We start from the raw sequence: 16428 nt of genomic DNA, 5'->3' as shown, positions 1-16428 counted from the left end.
CCGGCGCCTGCTTCCGGAGCCGATCGGGAGCTGACGGAGGCCCCGTTTACGCGAAAGCCCTGCCAACCGCAAGGAACGGCAGGGCTTTCGTGTCGCCTGCACGGCTGGCACCATGACCGGCCAGGAGGGCGTGAATGTCATGTTCGAGTCAGAGTCGGCCCGGGGGACTCGCGTGACCGCGGCACGATCTGCTGTGCCGACGCCCGAACCAGGCTGCCGCGACCTGTCCTCCAGACCACTTGTCCCCTGCTTCCAGGCGGTGCAGATGAAGAAGAGACTGTGCGGTGCCGGTGCTGCCCTCGGCGCCCTCGTCGTGATGGGTGTCGTCCCGGCACAGGCGAACCCGGCACAGGCCACACCGGCGCAGGTGTCGCCGGACACACAGCCGGGTCAGCAGGCCCGGACCCTGCCACTGGGACCGTCCGACCTGACCGAGACCCGTACGACGACAACCCTCCAGCCGGGCGTCACCCTCACCCGCATCGTGCGCGGTGCCACCGACTCGGCACTTCGCTGGACGGTCGAGGTGTCCATTCCCGGCGGTGAGACGTCACCGGACCCCGACGCGCCGCCGACCGCCCTGAAGGACAGAGCGAGCGCCGACGAGCTGGCCGCCGATCTGAAGCGCGACGGCTTCCAGGCCCGGGTCGAGCAGGTGACGACGTCGAGTACGGCCGACTACGCCGGCGGCACGCTCGGGTGGCGGGTCCGCGTCGGTTCGTTCGACGCGCAGTCCGACGCGACCTCCGAACAGACCCGGTTGAAGGCGGCGGGGTACGCGGGATCAGCGGTGTACACCGGCTGGGACGGCGACCGCACGGCCAGGGGCCCGTGGCGGGTCGACGTGCTCACCATCGACCCGCACCGGTTCCACGGGGGCCTCAAGGCGTCGTACGGCCCCGACCTGGAGAACCGCGAGACGACCAGCGAGCTGTCGAACGCGGCCGGCGCCACCGCGGCGGTCAACGCCGGGTTCTTCGTCCTCGACCCCCTCGCGGGCGCACCAGGAGACCCGGCAGGCGTCGGTGTCTACGACGGCCGCCTGCTGAGCGAACCCGTCAACGGACGCCCCGGCCTCGTCACGCACGCCAACGGCCGCCGGACCGAGATCACCCGCTTCACCTGGCAAGGGCGGGTCACCGGCCGGGGCACCTCGCTGAGCCTGAACGGCATCAACCGCGTGCCGGGACTGATCAGGAACTGCGGCGGCGACGCACACGACATCCCGACCTCACTCCCGCTGCACGACGTGACCTGCACCAACGCCGACGAACTCGTCGCCTTCACCACCGACTTCGGGCAACGCACCCCGCAGGGCGCGGGACTCGAAGCAGTCCTGGACGCCCATGACCGAGTCGTGGAGCTGCGCACGCCACGTGGCGGACCTCTCCCGGCCGGCGGCAGCTCCGTGCAGGCCACCGGCCGGCGCGTCGCCGAGCTGACCGCCCTCGCACGGACCGGTGACCACCTGAACATCAAGGCCACCCTGCTGGACGGACGGGGACACCCGGTGACGCCCTCACCCAGGACCGACATCGTGAACGGCGGCCCCGAACTGGTCCGCGACGGGCGGCTCCACGTCACACCGGCCACCGACGGCATGGTGCACCCGGACGACCCGAGCTTCTACTACGGCTGGGGGCACAAGCGAAACCCGCGCACGCTGGCCGGAGTGGACGCCGCCGGACGCACGGTGCTCATCACCGCCGACGGACGCAGCACCGGCGCGCTCGGGCTCAGCATCACCGAGAGCGCCGAGATCGCCAAGTCACTCGGACTGCGCGACGCGATCAACCTGGACGGGGGCGGCTCCACCACGATGGTGGTCGACGGCAACGTCCTCAACCAGCCGTCCGACGCCGCCGGCGAACGCCCCGTCGGAGACGCCTTGCTGATCCTGCCCCGACGGAGTTGACCCCGCCCGGTCGAAGAAAGCTCGAGCCGCGACCAAGCACAGGGAGCCGCGATGACCCTTCGAACCCGAGTCCTGCTCGTCCTCACCGCACTGCTTCTCACCCTCGCGCCGACCACGCCGACGGCCTTGGCCCGCGCCGCCTCGCCCGCGGCGACGGGGGCGGCCGACGCCGCGCTTGCCCCTTCCCCGAAGCCACGAGGCACCGAGGTCGTCGCGGTCACCCAGGTCGCGGACCGCCAGGTCGACCTGTCCGTGCGCTCACCGGCCCTGGGCGGCCGGACGGTCAAGGTCCGGCTCCTCACCCCCGACGGCTGGAACCCGAGCGACCGACGCCAGCATTGGCCGACCTTCTGGCTGCTGCACGGCTGTTGCGGGGACTACACCTCCTGGACCGCCCTCACGGACGTCGCCCGCATCGACAGCCTGCGCAACGTGCTCGTGGTGATGCCGGAGGCCGGCTGGAACGGCTGGTACAGCGACTGGTGGAACCACGGCCAGGGCGGCGACCCCGCGTGGGAGACCTTCCACACGGTCGAGCTGCGGCAGCTCCTGGAGCGTGACTGGGCCGCCGGCAGCAACCGCGTCGTCGCCGGCCTGTCGATGGGAGGCCAGGGCGCCCTGCTGTACGCCGCCCGGCACCCCGGAATGTTCAAGGCGACCGCGGCGTACTCCGGCTCGGCGCACCCGCTGCTGAACGAGGAGTCGGTGAACCGCATCCTGGGCTACTTCGCCGGCCAGGGCGACGACCCCCTGCGGGTCTGGGGCGACCCGGCCGCCCAGCGCGGCATCTGGGCGGCGCACGATCCGTTCCACCTGGCCAAGCGGCTCAGGTCGATCCCCGTGTACCTGTCGTGCGGTGACGGCACCACGGGCCCCCTGGACTCCCCGGGCAGCACGAGCGAGCTCGAGTCCGACTTCAACCGCCAGAACCACGCCCTGGCCGCCGAACTGGCGCGCGTGGGCGCGAAGCACGTGACCACCCATTTCTACGGACCGGGAACCCACGGCTGGGCCTACTGGCAGCGCGAGCTGCACGCCTCACTGCCGATGCTGCTGGGCGCCCTGCGCGTGGACGGCTGACACCGCATGGTTTCCGTCAGACACAAGGTGGTTCTCGCACCGGTCCCGTACCCGTGGCTCGTCGACGCCCTCGCCGCGATCCGCACCCTGCTGGAGGAGAGCCAGGCGGACGAACGAGGGCTCGTACTGCCCGATGGACAGGTGATCCCGGACATCCGACTCGCCCGAGGGAGACACCTGCGACCCGGCTCGGTCTACCTCATCGAGGACGAGGACGAGGACGAGGACGAGGGCAAGGACAAGGACAAGGACGCGGACGCGAGCGAAACCGTACAGATCACCGTCGGGGAGTGGGATCACCGCCGCGCTGTCCGCCTCGAACTCGCCCTGGCCGCAGACGACATGAACGTCGAACTGGACGCGACCCTGAAGAGCCCCGACCGCCCGAGCCTGGTCGAGGTCAGCGGCCGGACACGCGGCGACGCGAAACCACGCACGCTGTTCGACATGGCGGGCCGCGCCCGGGTGCGGCTGGACGACTGGTGGCCCGCCGCGGACACCGACCGCACCCCACCCTCGGCCCCCGCCTCGGCCCGGCTCGATCACCGCTGGATCCGGGCGGACGTACAAGCGGTTCCCCGGCCTTCCCCGTCCCGGGACGACGGCGGATGGGACCTACACGTCACCGTCTCCCTGCGCGGCCGCCGGCTCCTGCGACCGGTCGCCGCGGTCGTCCTCGCCGTGGCCGCCGGCCGGATACGCCGATCCGTGATCCAGTCCCTGGACAACCTGGCCGCGCGGTGGAACGACCGCGTACCACGCCTGGTGGCGATGAACGCGGACCAGCTGAGGGAGAACCTCCTGAGCAAGCCGTGAGACGAAAGCGGTCAGCGCGGCACGGCGGCCACCGGCGCGCCGGGCCGGCTGGGTCCTGGTGGGGGCCCAGGACCCGGCCGGCGCCGTAGACCGTCGCTGTCACGCGGTGGTGAGCAGGGACTCCAAGGCCGTCGCCGTGGCCGGATACCGGCTCGTCAGCGCGGCACCCGAAGGTGCGGAGCCGTACGCAGCCGCCCACGCCCCGTCGCAGCCCAGCAGCTCCGCCACCGCGTCGCACGTCGCCGGGTACGCGGTGAGCAACCCGGCACCCGACGGCAGCGGGACGTCGGCCGGCGTCCACCCCTGCGCGCAGCCGAGCAGTTCCGCCACCGCGTCGCAGGTCGCCGGATGCGCCGGCACCAGCGCGGCGCCTTGGCGGCCGTGCTCCGCGGACTGCGTCCGGCGTCCGGCGGGCGCGGCCGGGGGCGTACGCCACGGCGGTATCCACGCGTCCAAGGCCGCCAGCCGGCCCGGGAAGATCCGGCCGGCCTCGCGCATCAGCAGCGGGGCGAGCTCGGCGGCACCGGACCGCAGGGTGGTGATGAGCAGCGGCAGCCACGGCAGCAGCACCGCGTCGGGCAACCGCCCGAACGCGTTCGACACCGCCTCCACGACCACGTCCGCCAACCCCGGCACCGGCTCCAGCGCGTGGACGAAGCCGCTGAGGTAACGGGGATAGGCGGGCACCACCAGCGGATTGTCCAGCAGCGCCTCGCACCGGCCCCGCAGCTCCGCCCGGGACAACGTGCCCAGCTGCACCTGCGCCGCCCACAGCAGGGCCGTCTTCGACGGCTCCTCGGGATGCGACTGGGCGACCGCAAGCTCCAACTGGGCCCGGTCGCACCCCAGCGACAGCGCGAGGCTCTCCATGCTGAACAGGAAGCCGAGCATCGCCGCGACCTGCCCGACCGTCGCGTCCTCGTCCCGGAACGCCATCGGCAGCAGCGTGCAGTAGTGGGCGTAACCCGTCTTGACGAACGACTCGATCCACGACGGCAGCACCGGTTCACTCGTGCGGTAGTACGCCAGCAGCCCGCGCACCCGGCGCAGCACCTCCGGCGCGCCGTCGACGCTGCGTTCGGTGGCGAGCACCTTCAGCGCGTGCGTGCCGAGTTCGTCGGCGAGGCGGCGGCTGCGCAGGTACAGCGTCGCGTCCTCCACCGCGGCCAGTACGGTCGCGGTCGTGGCCTGCGGGGCGTAGGCGTCGCGCCGCAGCCGCTGCTCCAGGACCTGCTCGATGCTGACGCCCTCGTAACCGAGTTCGATGAGGGCCCGCTGGTGGGTGCCGAGCGCCAGGTCCCAGGACTCCTGGATCGAACGCTCACCGAGCCGCCGTTCGCCCATGATCGGCCGGGCCGCGCCGTGCGGCATCAGGCGCCGCAGCATCCACAGGACGTCGGAGCAGGCCTCGAGTTCCGGCCGGGAGGCCATGTCCAGCAGGGCGCGTTGCACGCCGCGCTGCTGGAGCTTCAGCCCGAGCGGCGCCAGCCGGTCGTGCACGTCGCGGGCGAGCGGCGGCAGCGCGTCGTAGCCGACCTGGCCGATCCGGTCGCCGCCCATCATGATCTCGACGAGGCGCCGCACGTCCCGCCGCCCCGGCACGGCGTCCTTCTCGATGCAGGTGACCGCCGCGTCCTGGAAGTCGTACGGCGTGGGCTTGGCCCGGTCCCGCATCCCGGCGAGCAGGACCGACGTCTCGAACACCGCGATGGCGTCGGCGGTGGAGGCGAGATAGCCGTTGCGCCGGGCCGCGCGCACGATGTCCACCGACCAGCCGAGCAGTTCGGCCTCGTCCAGGCCGTCGAGCACGGGCGGTCTGCGCAGGAAGCCGGACAGCCGGTCCGCGGCGGCGGACTCCGGTGCCGGAACGGTCGCTTCCCCTCCCCGGGCCTTCGCCGCCGCGACCTTCGCTGCCGAGGCCTTCTTCCCGGGGGTCTTCTTCGCCGCGGACTTCTTCGTACCCGCCTGGCCCGCCAGCCGGTACGGCCGCACCCGGGTGCGCTTGAGGCTCTTCGCCCACTCCGTCGAGGCGATCGACACCGAGCCGGCGGCAAGACCGAACTGCGCCTCGATCGCCGCGTGACTGGACGGGATCAGCCCGTACTGCCAGGTGGTGGCGGTTCGCGGGGTGATCGTGAACGTGTCGGTGCCGCCGTGCACGCCGAACTCCTCGACGCGGCTGACCGCGTGGAACGCCCCGCACACGTACAGACAGTCCGCCGGATCGGTCCCGGTCGCCTCCAAGTGCTCGCGCATACGGGTCCACATGTACCGTTCGCGGTCCTCGTCCACCCGGACGCGGTCGCCGTCGCCCGGAGCGAGGCGCCGGAACAGGCTGCCGACGAGGAGCATCACCTGGCGGTAGGTGTCGTGGTCGGCGGTGCTGTCGCCGAGCGGCACCTCGACGTACTGGTGCCACCACTCCGACCAGTGCCGCACCTTGCCGTGGCGCAGCAGGTGCTCCTCCAGTTCGGCGAAGCGTGGCCTCAGGTCGCCGAGTTCGACGCCGACGGCCTCGCCGTGCAGCGCGGCCTCGGGCTCGGCCGGCGGGTCGGTGTCCTCCGCCGTGCTCTCCCGCGTCTGCTCGCCGCGGGTGTCCCACTGGAAGACGTGGTCCGCGGACCGGTCCACGAGGACCAGCTCCACACCCGGGGTGTCCAGGGCGTACGCGATGGCCTGGTACTCGGCGGACGCCTCGGTGATCGGCGCGACGACCGACAGCGGAGCCCAGTCCTGGGGGAACCCGTCGACGTCACCGGCGAACGCCTGCACCGCCACCGGCAGGCGGCAGTTGCGCAGTTCGGTCAGCAGCGGTGCCATGTCCTCGCACAGCTCCAGGTAGACCACCTTGGGCTGCTTCTCGCGCAGTCGCCGGGCCATGGCGGTCGCCGAGGCGGGGGAGTGATGGCAGACGGGGAAGATCTCCAGCGGCTCCCGCAGTGCCCGGTCGACGTCGTCGACCATGCCGAGCAGGATGCCCTCCAGGGCGTCGGGCCCGCCCGCGAACGTGTCGGCGGCCTCCCTCAGTTGCCCGCGCAGCGGGGCGAACGTGCCGCTCTCGTGGGGCCCGCTCATGACAGCGTGGCGATCGCGTCGCGGCCGCCCTCCAGGAACTCGGGCCAGGAGCCGCCCTCCTCCTTGCTGCGCGGCTCGACGACACCGTGCAGGTACTTGTTGAGGATGGCCAGGTCCTCGGGCTCGCGGCGGGTGAGGGAGCCGACGAGCGAGGAGGCGAGCGTGCGGGCCGTCAGGGCGCGCTCACCGAAGAAGTTGCTGTGCAGGACGGCGTCCTCCAGCACGCCGATCTGCTCGGCCGTCGACAGCGCCGACTCCAGCTTCTCGTCGTCGCTGCCGGCCGCGGCTGCGGACGCGCGCAGGTCGGCGAAGCTCTGCAGGAGCACGTCGAGCAGGGTCGGCGGCACGTCGAGGTCGATCGAGTGCCGGCGCAGCAGTTCCTCGGTGCGGAAGCGGACGATCTCCGCCTCGCTCTTCTTGTTCGTCACGACCGGGATGCGGACGAAGTTGAAGCGGCGCTTGAGCGCGGAGGACAGGTCGTTGACGCCCCGGTCCCGGCTGTTGGCCGTGGCGATGATCGAGAAGCCGGGCTTGGCGAAGACGATGTTGTCGCTGCCGCCGCTCTCCAGTTCGGGGACGGAGATGTACTTCTCGGAGAGGATCGAGATCAACGCGTCCTGGACATCACTCGTGGACCGGGTCAGCTCCTCGAAGCGGCCGATGGCACCGGCCTCCATCGCGGTCATGATCGGCGAGGGGATCATCGACTCCCGTGACTGGCCCTTGGCGATGACCATGGACACGTTCCACGAGTACTTGATGTGGTCCTCGGTGGTGCCCGCCGTGCCCTGCACGACCAGCGTGGAGTTGCGGGATATCGCGGCGGACAGCAGCTCCGCCAGCCAGCTCTTGCCGGTGCCGGGGTCGCCGATGAGCAGCAGACCGCGGTCGGACGCGAGGGTGACGATGGAGCGCTCGACGAAGCTGCGGTCGCCGAACCACTTCTGCGCGATCTCCCGGTCCAGGCCGTCGGAGCGCTCGGAGCCCAGGATGAACAGACGGACCATCTTCGGGGACAGGCGCCAGGAGAACGGCTTGGGACCGTCGTCGATCGACTCCAGCCAGTCGAGTTCCTCGGCGTACTTGATCTCGGCGGGGGCACGGAGCAGGTCGGACATGAGGGAAGGGCCTTTCCATGGGGTGATCACCACGACGCGGACGTACGGTCGGTGATCAGGTGAGAAACGTCTTGAGTTCGTGTACGAGCTTCTTGATGTGGCCGGAGATCACCGGCGTGCCGAGGTCCTTGAACCGCTCCCGGAACCACGGGTTGACGCTGCCGCGCCCGGAGCTGGTCACCGAGCCGACCGGGATGAACTTCGCTCCCGAGCGGTGAACGGCGGCCATGCTGTCGAACAGCTCCTGGTGGCTCCACTCGTAGAAGTCGGAGATCCACACCACGACGGTGTTGCGCGGCTCGGCGATCTTCGGCTGGGCGAGCCGCATGGCGACGGTGCCGTCGGTGCCGCCGCCCAGCTTGGTGCGCAGCAGCGTCTCGAACGGGTCGTGCGCCCAGGGAGTGAGGTCCAGGGCCTGGGTGTCGTAGGCGATCAGGTGGACGTCCACCTTCGGCAGCCCGGCGAAGATGGAGGCCAGGATGGTGCAGTTGACCATCGAGTCGACCATGGAACCCGACTGGTCCACGACCACGATCAGCCGCTGGGGCGTCGTCTTGCGGCTGGTGTGCCGGTAGTAGAGGCGGTCGACGTAGAGCCGTTCCTCCTCCGGGCTCCAGTTGGTGAGGTTCTTCCAGATGGTGCGGTCGAGGTCGAGGTTGCGGAACACACGCTTGGGCGGCACGGACCGGTCGAGCTCGCCGACGGTGGCCTTCTCCACCTGGGTGCGCAGCACCTCGGTGACCTCGTCGACGTAACGGCGGATCAGCGCCTTGGCGTTGGCCAGGGCCACGCCGGAGAGGTTGTTCTTGTCGCGCAGCAACTGCTCGATCAGGGACATGCTCGGCGTCAGCCGCGAGGCCAGCTGCGGGTCGGCCAGCACCTCGCGCAGGTGCATGCGCTTGACCAGATCGCCTTCGATGGAGCCGAGTTCCGGACCGATCGCCGGGATCAGCCGGCTGAGGTCGGGCGCGGGGCCGCCGATGCCGGTGCCGGTCGGGCTGACGCCCCCTCCGGCTCCCCTACGGTGAGTGCCGCCGCGCCCGCCGCGCAGTTCACCGGGCCGGCAGCCCAGGGCCCGCTCCAGCCAGTCCGCGTCGGACTGCCAGTGGGCCAACTGCTCGGCGGTGACGGTGCCGGGGCGGGCGGCGAAGACGTTCAGCAGCACCTTGGACGCGAGCGCCGCCCGCCGCACCTCGGCGGCCCGGTCGCGCTCGCCGTCCTCGTCCGGCGCCGGTGCCATCAGCCCGTCGAACTCGGCGGCCAGCTCCGGATGCCGCTGCACGACGGAGTCGACCGACGCACCGGGATCGAGCAGCGCGGTCGGCAGGCCGATGTCCTCGACCACGGCGAGACTCGCCGACTCCAGGGAGGCCTGCTCCTCCGGGTCGAAGAGACGGGCCAGCAGGCGCCAGTAGAGGACCTGCCGCCGGTTGTCGTACGGATCGGGCTCGGGGGCGTCCGCGTCCCCGCTGGTGTGGTGGGTCAGCCGGTGGGTCATTTCCGCAGCAGCCTTCCGGCACGTTCGCGCAGCACGGTGACGGCGTCGGTGGCGGCCTTCTCGGCCCGGACCCCGGCCTTGTCGGCCGTACCCCCGGCCCAGGCCCCGGCGTGCACGGCGACGGACTTCTTCCGCACGGTCCGCTCGACGGCGAGCGGCTGGAGCAGGAACGCCCCGGCGTCCCAGCGCAGCAGCCCGACACACGCGCCGGACGCGGCGACGACCTCGGGCGAGAGCGGGCCGGCGGCCGGGACGCGGTCGGTGTCGACGGCCAGGCGGCACCCGGCGACCTGGAAGACGACTCCGTCGTCGCCCTCCTCAACGCTGTACCCCTCCAGCAGGACGGGCACCGCGATCCGGGCCGGGTGCCGGTCCAGCGGTGCCACGGCGAAGGCGGCGGCGGTGGGCAGGGCCACCCGGGCAGTGGTGAGGACATCCGCGGGCTCGCCCATACGCGCACGGGCGTCGTCCCACATCAGGTCGCCCTCGGCGGTGACGGGCATCGCGTCCAGGTCCATGGCGCGGCCCTCGCTGACGGCCCCCAGCAGGGACATGTGCGGCCGCAGCAGCTGCCACAGACCGGCGCCGACGACCGTGTCGGGCTTGGGCGCGGAGACCGAGGCGCGCACCAGCCGGGGCGTGCCACCGTCCGCGGGCTCGAACACCGCGTGCACCTGGGCCTGTACGGCGGTGGCGTGCTCCTGCACGTCGACACCGAGCGGCAACAACCGGCCGGTCGCCTCGGCCACGGAGGCAGCGCGCGCCGCACCCGGCAGCGTCAGCAGCAGGGCGCGCGACCACAGGTCGGCCCAGCGGCGCACGGGGACGCGCTCCAGGGTCGCCCCCGGGCAGGAGGCGGCGAGTTCGGCGGCGAAGCCGTCGAGCAGCGTGGCCAGGCGGCGCAGCGCCGGGTCGGGCAGCAGCGCGGAGACGACCGGCGCGGCCCCGTCGACGAGTTCGTGGTCGATGTTCTGCCAGCCGGCCCGCGCCAGGTCGCACAACCAACCACGCGCGGCGGCGTACAGATTCGCCGCGTGTTCGTCGTCGCCGGCCGCCGCGGTGCCGGCTTCCTCGACCCGCGGCCGGCCGACGGCCTCCTCGACGCGGGCGGTCAGCGCGTCGTGCACGGAACCGAGCAGGGCGGTGCGGGCCGCGGCGAGGGCGACGAAGTGGTCCTCGCCGGCGGCTCCGGCGACCGCCTTGTCGGCGGCCTCGGCCACCCGCGCGGCCAGCGGCGTCCCGGCGACGGCGTCGGCGAGCCCGGTCAACCCGGCCGCCTGGCCGGGCTGCGGACGCAGCAGACCGGCGACGAGGGCCTCGTCGAACCCGTCCACGGCCGCGAGCGCCTCGTCGAGGCCGTCGACGGCGTCGGAGAGCAGAGCGGCATGCATCAGGCCACCGCCCTCGTCGTCGGGAACCACTGCATCTCCGGCACCGGTGCGGTGCTCGGCGCGAGTTCGAGATAGGCCAGGTGCCGAAGGAACCGGCTGAACACCCGGGCCGCAGCCGAACTCCCGGCCGCCGCAGGACGGGTGACCGTCATGGCGTCGGTGACGGCGTGCGCGTCCGGCTCCGCCGCGTCCACCTCGACCTTCAGGTACCGGGCCACGCGCGCGGCGCCGTACTGCAGCACGGCCTCCCCGACGAGCGCGCGGATGTGGTTGCAGAACATCCCGCGGGCCCCGCCGCAGGGGCGGTTGTTGTTGGTGCTGCACGCGAACGCGTACGTCCCCGCCTCGACCGAGGACACGTACACGCGCCCGATGTCCGACCCGCTGGAGACCACCCCCTGCAACCGCCCGTCGGCCAGCTCGACGAACGGCACCTTCGCGAGCTTCCGCGGCCGCGCGGACGGCACCACCCGCGCCGTGCTCGACTTCTCCCAGACCGACAACGCACCATCTCCCATGCATGCGAAAGGGGGCGCTCACGCCACCTCGGCGGAACGAGATCGAACCTAGCGGGGGCCACTGACAACTCCGCCGGAAGACGGTCGGGGGAGAGTGCGGGGGCGTCGGTGTGCGGCGCGGCGAAGGCGACGCGCCGGCCCCACCCACCACCGCGGCCTCACTCGTTGCGCAACGCCTGCGCCACCGTCAGCAGTGCCGCGCCCCGTGCCGGGACGAACGCGCCCAGGACCGCGATGGCGACGCCCGACAGGGCCAGGAGCGCCAGGGTGCCGGCCCGCCAGACGTCCGTCATGAAGGCGGGCAGGACGACGTCCACGGCGTCCGCCATCCGCGGCACCACCAGGTGGTAGCCGGCGATGCCCAGCGGGACACCGAGCAGGGAGCCGACCGCGCCGAGCAGCGCCATCGACGTCACCACCATCACAGTCACCTGACGCGGTGTCATGCCGATCGACTTCAGCATGCCCAGGTCGCGGCGCCGGTCCCGGGAGTTGAGGACGACCGTGTTGAGGACGCCGAGGGAGGCCACCACGGCGAGCATCGCGGTGAGCAGCGCCGCGGAGCCGACGATGGTCTGGGTGATGGTGTTCGGGCCTTGCGGCACCGGGTCGATCCCGTTGTCGACGGCCCTGGCCGCGCGCGCGTAGGCGGTCGGGTCGGCGCCGCCGCGCAACGCGACCAGGTACGCGATGGGCTTCTCGTGCGGGGACAGCGCCGTCAGCGTCGGCCAGTCGGTGAAGACCACCTGGCCGTTGGTGTCCAGGGACTCGCCGACGACGACCACCTTCTCCCGGCGGTCGCCCTTCTCCAGGACGAGCCGGTCACCGACCCGCAGGCCGTGCCGGTGCAGAAAGGCCGAGGGGGCCACGATCTCGCCGGTACCGCGCGCCCATCGGCCTTCGACGAGCACGGTGTCCGCCTGCGGCCGGTCACCGCGGCGCCCCTCGATCATCACCGACCGCACCGAGCCGGCGATGCGGGCCTCCGCGACCCCCCTCGCGGTGATGCCGCTCGCACCCTGCAGCGAGCGCAGCAGCGACTGGAGCGCGAGGTCCCCGTGCTCCGGCTCGATCACCTTGCCGTGGCTGACCTTGCTCGCGTACACCGAGACCTGGTAGGCGTCCCGGCCCGCGTTCCCGAACCTGGTCATCGTCGTTCCCAGGCCGGTGGCGAACGTCACGGTGGCCACCCCCAGGACCACGGCGGCGAGCGTGAGGCCGCTGCGGCCCGGCCGGGCGAACGGCAGGCCCACCCCCAGGCTCACCGACCGCGGCAGCCCGCTGCCCGCCAGCCGACGCTGAATGCCCAACGCCCGCCCGGCGCGCGGGGCGCTGCCCGCGCTGATCGCCCGCGCCGCGGACAGCCGGTGCGCACGCGCCGCCGGACCGAGCGCGGCGAGCACACAGATGGAGGGCATGCCGAGCAGGGCGAGCACGTTCACCCAGGGCGCGATGCCGACGCTGCGGTGGAACATCCCCGCGTCCGGCCCCATGAACACGAACTGAAGGAGGGGACGCGCCAGCAGATTCCCGACGACGGTGCCGACCACGCAGCCCGCGACCGCGGGGACGGAGACCATCGTGAGGTACACGGCGACGACCTGCCCCGGCGTGAACCCCAGGGCCTTGAGGATGCCGATGTGCCGGAAGCCGGAGATCACCGCGCCGCTCACCACGTTGCCGACGATGAGCACCGCCACCACGACGCCCAGAACACCGAACGCCATCAGGTACGGGCCGTAGGCCCGCGCCGAACTTCCCACCTGGCTCTTGAGCGTGAGATACGACTGGGAGGCGGTGAGCGCCTCCTTGGGCAGCCCCGCGGTCACCGCGGACAGGTCCGCGCGGAGCCGGCTCTCCGAGGACGCGTCCGTGAAGCGGAACAGCATCTGCGTGGCCGTCGGGTGCAGGGCCGGCATCTGGCCGGGCACGACCCAGGCGTCCGCGGTGCGGCTCATCTCGAAGCCGAACCCGACGATGGTGAGCGTCGGCCCCGAGGGCACCTTGATCCGCTCGCCGAGGTCGTGCGCCGTCCCGTCCGACTGCCGGTTCACGACGATCTCACCGGGCCGGGTGGCCCAGCGGCCCGCCCACAGGTCCACCCGGTCCACCGGGCCCCCGGGACCGGGACGGCCCACGACCGTGACCGCGCCGGGAAGACCGTGGGCGTGGGCGCCGTCCCTCGGCAGGTCCAGCACGGCCTGCGCGAAGGGCCCGGCAGCGGCCTCGACCTCGGGCCGCCGCGCCGCCCGCGCCAACTGCGTGTCCGAGACCCTGGCCGGATCGAACGCGGCGACGACATGCGGGCCGTGCTGCTCGGCGAACGCCTTGTCGAACGGCGCGGACGCCGAGTCGACCAGGCCGAGCGCGACCACGATCGCCCCGGTCGAGGTCAGCGTGACCAGCCAGATGACGATCGTCTGGAGCCTGCGCCGCCGTACCGCCGCCTGCGCGGCCCGCCACACCGCCCTCACGCGGACGGCTCCAGGGCGTGCTCGCCGGCCACCCGGCCGTCGGCGAGGAGGACCAGCCGGCTGGCGCAGCGCCGCGCGAGGTGCTCGTCGTGAGTGACCAGGATCAGCGTCTGCCCGATCTGGTTGAGGTCGAGCAGCAGGTCCATCACCTGCTCACCGGAGCGGCTGTCCAGGGCGCCGGTCGGCTCGTCCGCCAACAGCAGGGCGGGGCGGTTCATCAACGCCCGTGCCACGGCGACCCGTTGCCGCTCACCGCCACTGAGCACGGCGGGATAGGCGTTCCGGCGCTCGGCGATGCCGAGTTCCTCGAAGAGCTCCAGGGCGCGGCGGCGGGCCTGCCGGGCCGGGGTGCCGGTCAACTGCGCGGCCAACGCGACGTTGTCCAGGGCGGACAGGTCGTCGATGAGGTTGAAGAACTGGAAGACCATGCCGATCCGCCGCCGCCGGTACAGCGCGAGGCCCTTCTCGCTCAGCGCCCCGACGTTCTCCCCGTGCACGAGGACCGTGCCGCCCGTCGGACGGTCCAGGCCCGAAATCATGTTGAGCAGCGTGGATTTGCCGCACCCCGAGGGTCCCATCACCGCGACCGCCTCCCCGGCCCGGATCCGAAGCGACACCCCGTCCAGGGCCGTCGTCCCGCCGTACTCCTTGCGCACACCGTCGAGTCGGACGACGGCCTCTCCGCTGCTGTCCTCAGTGACCATGCACGGGACGCTAGGCGAAGACGGCTGCGGGGACATCGCCCTGCGGAGGGCACTCGGACCCGTACCTCATCCTCCGGATGCAGCGCCGTGGATCCACAGGCTGATGCGGATCGGACGCCGCTCTGCGAAGGTGACCTTCGTGTGGGAGTGGAAGACGGACGCCCTGGTCGCGGCGCTGGTGACGACGTGCGCGGCTGCCGGATGGCTGGCGGTGGCGCTCGTGCGCACGAGGTGCCGCTGGCGGACCGCCGTGGGAGAACGCGGCTGGCTGCTTGAGCGGGAGCGGGCGAGCGCCGCCCGCGGTGCGGTGGCGGCCGAACGCGACCGTATCGCCCGGGAGTTGCACGACATCGTCAGCCACAATGTCAGCCTCATGGTGGTTCAGGCCGGCGCCGCGAGGGAGGTGCTGGGCACCATGCCGGACGAGGCCGCGGCGGCGCTGAGGGCCGTGGAGGACGCGGGGCGCGGCGCGATGACCGACCTACGGCACCTGCTGGGCCTGCTGGCGCCGTCGCAGAGCGGCGAGGACACGGACTACGACGACCTGGTCGAGGGCGCGGGAGGCGATCGCAGAGCCACGGGGCCGGCGCCGCAGCCCGGCCTCGACCGGCTCGGCCCGCTCGTCGACCGGATCTCGTTCGCCGGACTCCCCGTGGAGGTACGGATCTCCGGCGAGCCGCGCCCGCTGCCCGAGGGCATCGACGTGACGGCCTACCGCATCATCCAGGAGGCCCTGACCAACGCGCTCAAACACGGCGACGGCGGCAAGGCCGAGGTGACCGTGCGGTACGCGGACCACACCCTGCGCGTCGAAGTGCTGAACACCGGCCCCAGCGTGCTGACCGGCACCGCACCCGCACGGAGCACAGGCCGCGGGGACGGTACGGGCCGTGGACTCCTGGGCCTGCGGGAGCGGGTCGCGGTGTACGGAGGAGACCTGGACGCCCGCCGCAGACTCGGCGGCGGCTACCGGGTGCGGGCACGCATACCCCTGGACCGCCCATGACGACGACCACGCCAGGTCCCGCGCCCCGCGTCCTCGTCGCCGACGACCAGACCCTCATCAGAACGGGCTTCCGGCTGATCCTGACCGCTCGCGGCATCGACGTCGTGGGCGAGGCGGCAGACGGCGAGGAAGCGCTGGCGGCGGCGAGCGAACTCAGGCCGGACGTCGTCCTGATGGACATCCGCATGCCGAACATGGACGGCCTCGAAGCCACCCGCCGCATCCTGGAACGGCTTCCCGACTGCCGGGTGCTCATCCTGACCACCTTCGACCTGGACCAGTACGTCTACACCGCGCTGTCCCTCGGGGCCAGCGGCTTCCTGCTGAAGGACGTCACCCCGGAACACCTGGCGGCGGCCGTACGCCTCGTCGACACCGGCGACGCCCTGCTGGCCCCGTCCATCACCCGCCGCCTGGTCGAACGCTTCGCCTCGGAGCCCACCCGTACCCCCGCCGTGCACGCCGACCTGGCCACGCTGACCCCCCGCGAGCTGGAAGTCCTGACCCTTCTGGCCCGCGGCCTCTCCAACGCCGAACTGGCCACCGAACTGACCCTGAGCGAGGCCACGGTGAAATCGCACGTGGCCCGCATCTTCGCCAAGCTGGCTCTCCGTGACCGCGCCCAGGCGGTCGTGCTCGCGTACGAGACGGGGCTGGTCCGGCCCGGCGGCTCCGGGGGGAGCGGACCCGCGGGACCGTGACCGGGTCCATGGCCCGGCCTTCTTCCTTGGCCTGGTCACCTACTTGACGCACCTTTTGGTCCAGTCCACTCTGGGCGTGCGCATCACGGCTGCCGTTCCCCACCGAGGCAGCACCCCCCATTTGCCGCCGGC

General features: G+C 72.4%; 12 protein-coding genes. 5 read left to right on the top strand and 7 right to left on the bottom strand.

The features are described from left to right. Positions 1-265: 265 nt before the first annotated feature. Genes ACTYVM_RS23915 through ACTYVM_RS23905 form a run of 3 tightly spaced genes read left to right on the top strand, consistent with a single transcriptional unit; the run spans position 266 to position 3811 of the window. Entirely contained in the window at positions 266-1915 is a 1650-nt protein-coding gene (locus tag ACTYVM_RS23915) for a phosphodiester glycosidase family protein (protein WP_445527907.1), read from the top strand. Between the two features lie 51 nt (positions 1916-1966). Then, positions 1967-2995, top strand: coding sequence for an alpha/beta hydrolase (locus ACTYVM_RS23910; protein WP_445527906.1), 1029 nt, complete (start codon positions 1967-1969; stop codon positions 2993-2995). 6 nt (positions 2996-3001) lie between these two features. Beyond that, a complete protein-coding gene (locus ACTYVM_RS23905) occupies positions 3002-3811 on the top strand; it encodes a hypothetical protein (RefSeq protein ID WP_445527905.1) in 810 nt (269 codons plus the stop codon). Between the two features lie 99 nt (positions 3812-3910). On the opposite strand, the gene ACTYVM_RS23900 is transcribed toward ACTYVM_RS23905, so the two are convergent. From ACTYVM_RS23900 to ACTYVM_RS23870, 7 genes are all read right to left on the bottom strand, one after another. After that, entirely contained in the window at positions 3911-6886 is a 2976-nt protein-coding gene (locus tag ACTYVM_RS23900; RefSeq protein WP_445527904.1) for a DUF5682 family protein, read from the bottom strand. After that, the gene (locus ACTYVM_RS23895; RefSeq protein WP_445527903.1) at positions 6883-8004 is read right to left on the bottom strand and encodes an ATP-binding protein; all 1122 of its coding nucleotides are present in this window, start codon (positions 8002-8004) and stop codon (positions 6883-6885) included. Before ACTYVM_RS23895 ends, ACTYVM_RS23900 begins: the two co-directional genes overlap by 4 nt. 55 nt (positions 8005-8059) lie before the next feature. Continuing rightward, positions 8060-9502, bottom strand: coding sequence for a vWA domain-containing protein (locus ACTYVM_RS23890; RefSeq protein ID WP_445527902.1), 1443 nt, complete (start codon positions 9500-9502; stop codon positions 8060-8062). Continuing rightward, a complete protein-coding gene (locus ACTYVM_RS23885; RefSeq protein WP_445527901.1) occupies positions 9499-10923 on the bottom strand; it encodes a hypothetical protein in 1425 nt (474 codons plus the stop codon). The genes ACTYVM_RS23890 and ACTYVM_RS23885 overlap by 4 nt, the downstream gene beginning before the upstream one ends. Beyond that, positions 10893-11411, bottom strand: coding sequence for a hypothetical protein (locus tag ACTYVM_RS23880; protein ID WP_445527900.1), 519 nt, complete (start codon positions 11409-11411; stop codon positions 10893-10895). The genes ACTYVM_RS23885 and ACTYVM_RS23880 overlap by 31 nt, the downstream gene beginning before the upstream one ends. Positions 11412-11569: 158 nt before the next feature. Next, positions 11570-13885: an ABC transporter permease gene (locus ACTYVM_RS23875; protein WP_445527899.1), complete on the bottom strand. Its 2316-nt coding sequence runs from the start codon at positions 13883-13885 to the stop codon at positions 11570-11572. Then, on the bottom strand, positions 13882-14589 hold the full coding sequence (locus ACTYVM_RS23870; protein WP_445527898.1) for an ABC transporter ATP-binding protein: 708 nt from the start codon (positions 14587-14589) through the stop codon (positions 13882-13884). Before ACTYVM_RS23870 ends, ACTYVM_RS23875 begins: the two co-directional genes overlap by 4 nt. 103 nt (positions 14590-14692) lie before the next feature. On the opposite strand from ACTYVM_RS23870, the gene ACTYVM_RS23865 reads away from it, so the two are divergent. Further along, positions 14693-15595 (top strand): sensor histidine kinase, encoded by a 903-nt coding sequence (locus ACTYVM_RS23865; protein ID WP_445527897.1) that lies wholly within the window; start codon positions 14693-14695, stop codon positions 15593-15595. Continuing rightward, positions 15592-16296 (top strand): response regulator, encoded by a 705-nt coding sequence (locus tag ACTYVM_RS23860; RefSeq protein ID WP_445527896.1) that lies wholly within the window; start codon positions 15592-15594, stop codon positions 16294-16296. Before ACTYVM_RS23865 ends, ACTYVM_RS23860 begins: the two co-directional genes overlap by 4 nt. The last annotated feature ends 132 nt before the right edge of the window (positions 16297-16428 follow it).

It is taken from the genome of Streptomyces cyslabdanicus (genome assembly GCF_052663305.1).
This window is presented reverse-complemented; position numbering and strand designations above follow the sequence as displayed.

Bases quoted from the DNA above. Each gene is read 5' to 3' on its own strand.
- ACTYVM_RS23870 (WP_445527898.1), bottom strand. From the start codon at position 14,589: ATGGTCACTGAGGACAGCAGCGGAGAGGCCGTCGTCCGACTCGACGGT.
- ACTYVM_RS23865 (WP_445527897.1), top strand. From the start codon at position 14,693: ATGCGGATCGGACGCCGCTCTGCGAAGGTGACCTTCGTGTGGGAGTGG.
- ACTYVM_RS23905 (WP_445527905.1), top strand. From the start codon at position 3,002: ATGGTTTCCGTCAGACACAAGGTGGTTCTCGCACCGGTCCCGTACCCG.
- ACTYVM_RS23860 (WP_445527896.1), top strand. From the start codon at position 15,592: ATGACGACGACCACGCCAGGTCCCGCGCCCCGCGTCCTCGTCGCCGAC.
- ACTYVM_RS23880 (WP_445527900.1), bottom strand. From the start codon at position 11,411: ATGGGAGATGGTGCGTTGTCGGTCTGGGAGAAGTCGAGCACGGCGCGG.
- ACTYVM_RS23895 (WP_445527903.1), bottom strand. From the start codon at position 8,004: ATGTCCGACCTGCTCCGTGCCCCCGCCGAGATCAAGTACGCCGAGGAA.
- ACTYVM_RS23890 (WP_445527902.1), bottom strand. From the start codon at position 9,502: ATGACCCACCGGCTGACCCACCACACCAGCGGGGACGCGGACGCCCCC.
- ACTYVM_RS23900 (WP_445527904.1), bottom strand. From the start codon at position 6,886: ATGAGCGGGCCCCACGAGAGCGGCACGTTCGCCCCGCTGCGCGGGCAA.
- ACTYVM_RS23910 (WP_445527906.1), top strand. From the start codon at position 1,967: ATGACCCTTCGAACCCGAGTCCTGCTCGTCCTCACCGCACTGCTTCTC.
- ACTYVM_RS23915 (WP_445527907.1), top strand. From the start codon at position 266: ATGAAGAAGAGACTGTGCGGTGCCGGTGCTGCCCTCGGCGCCCTCGTC.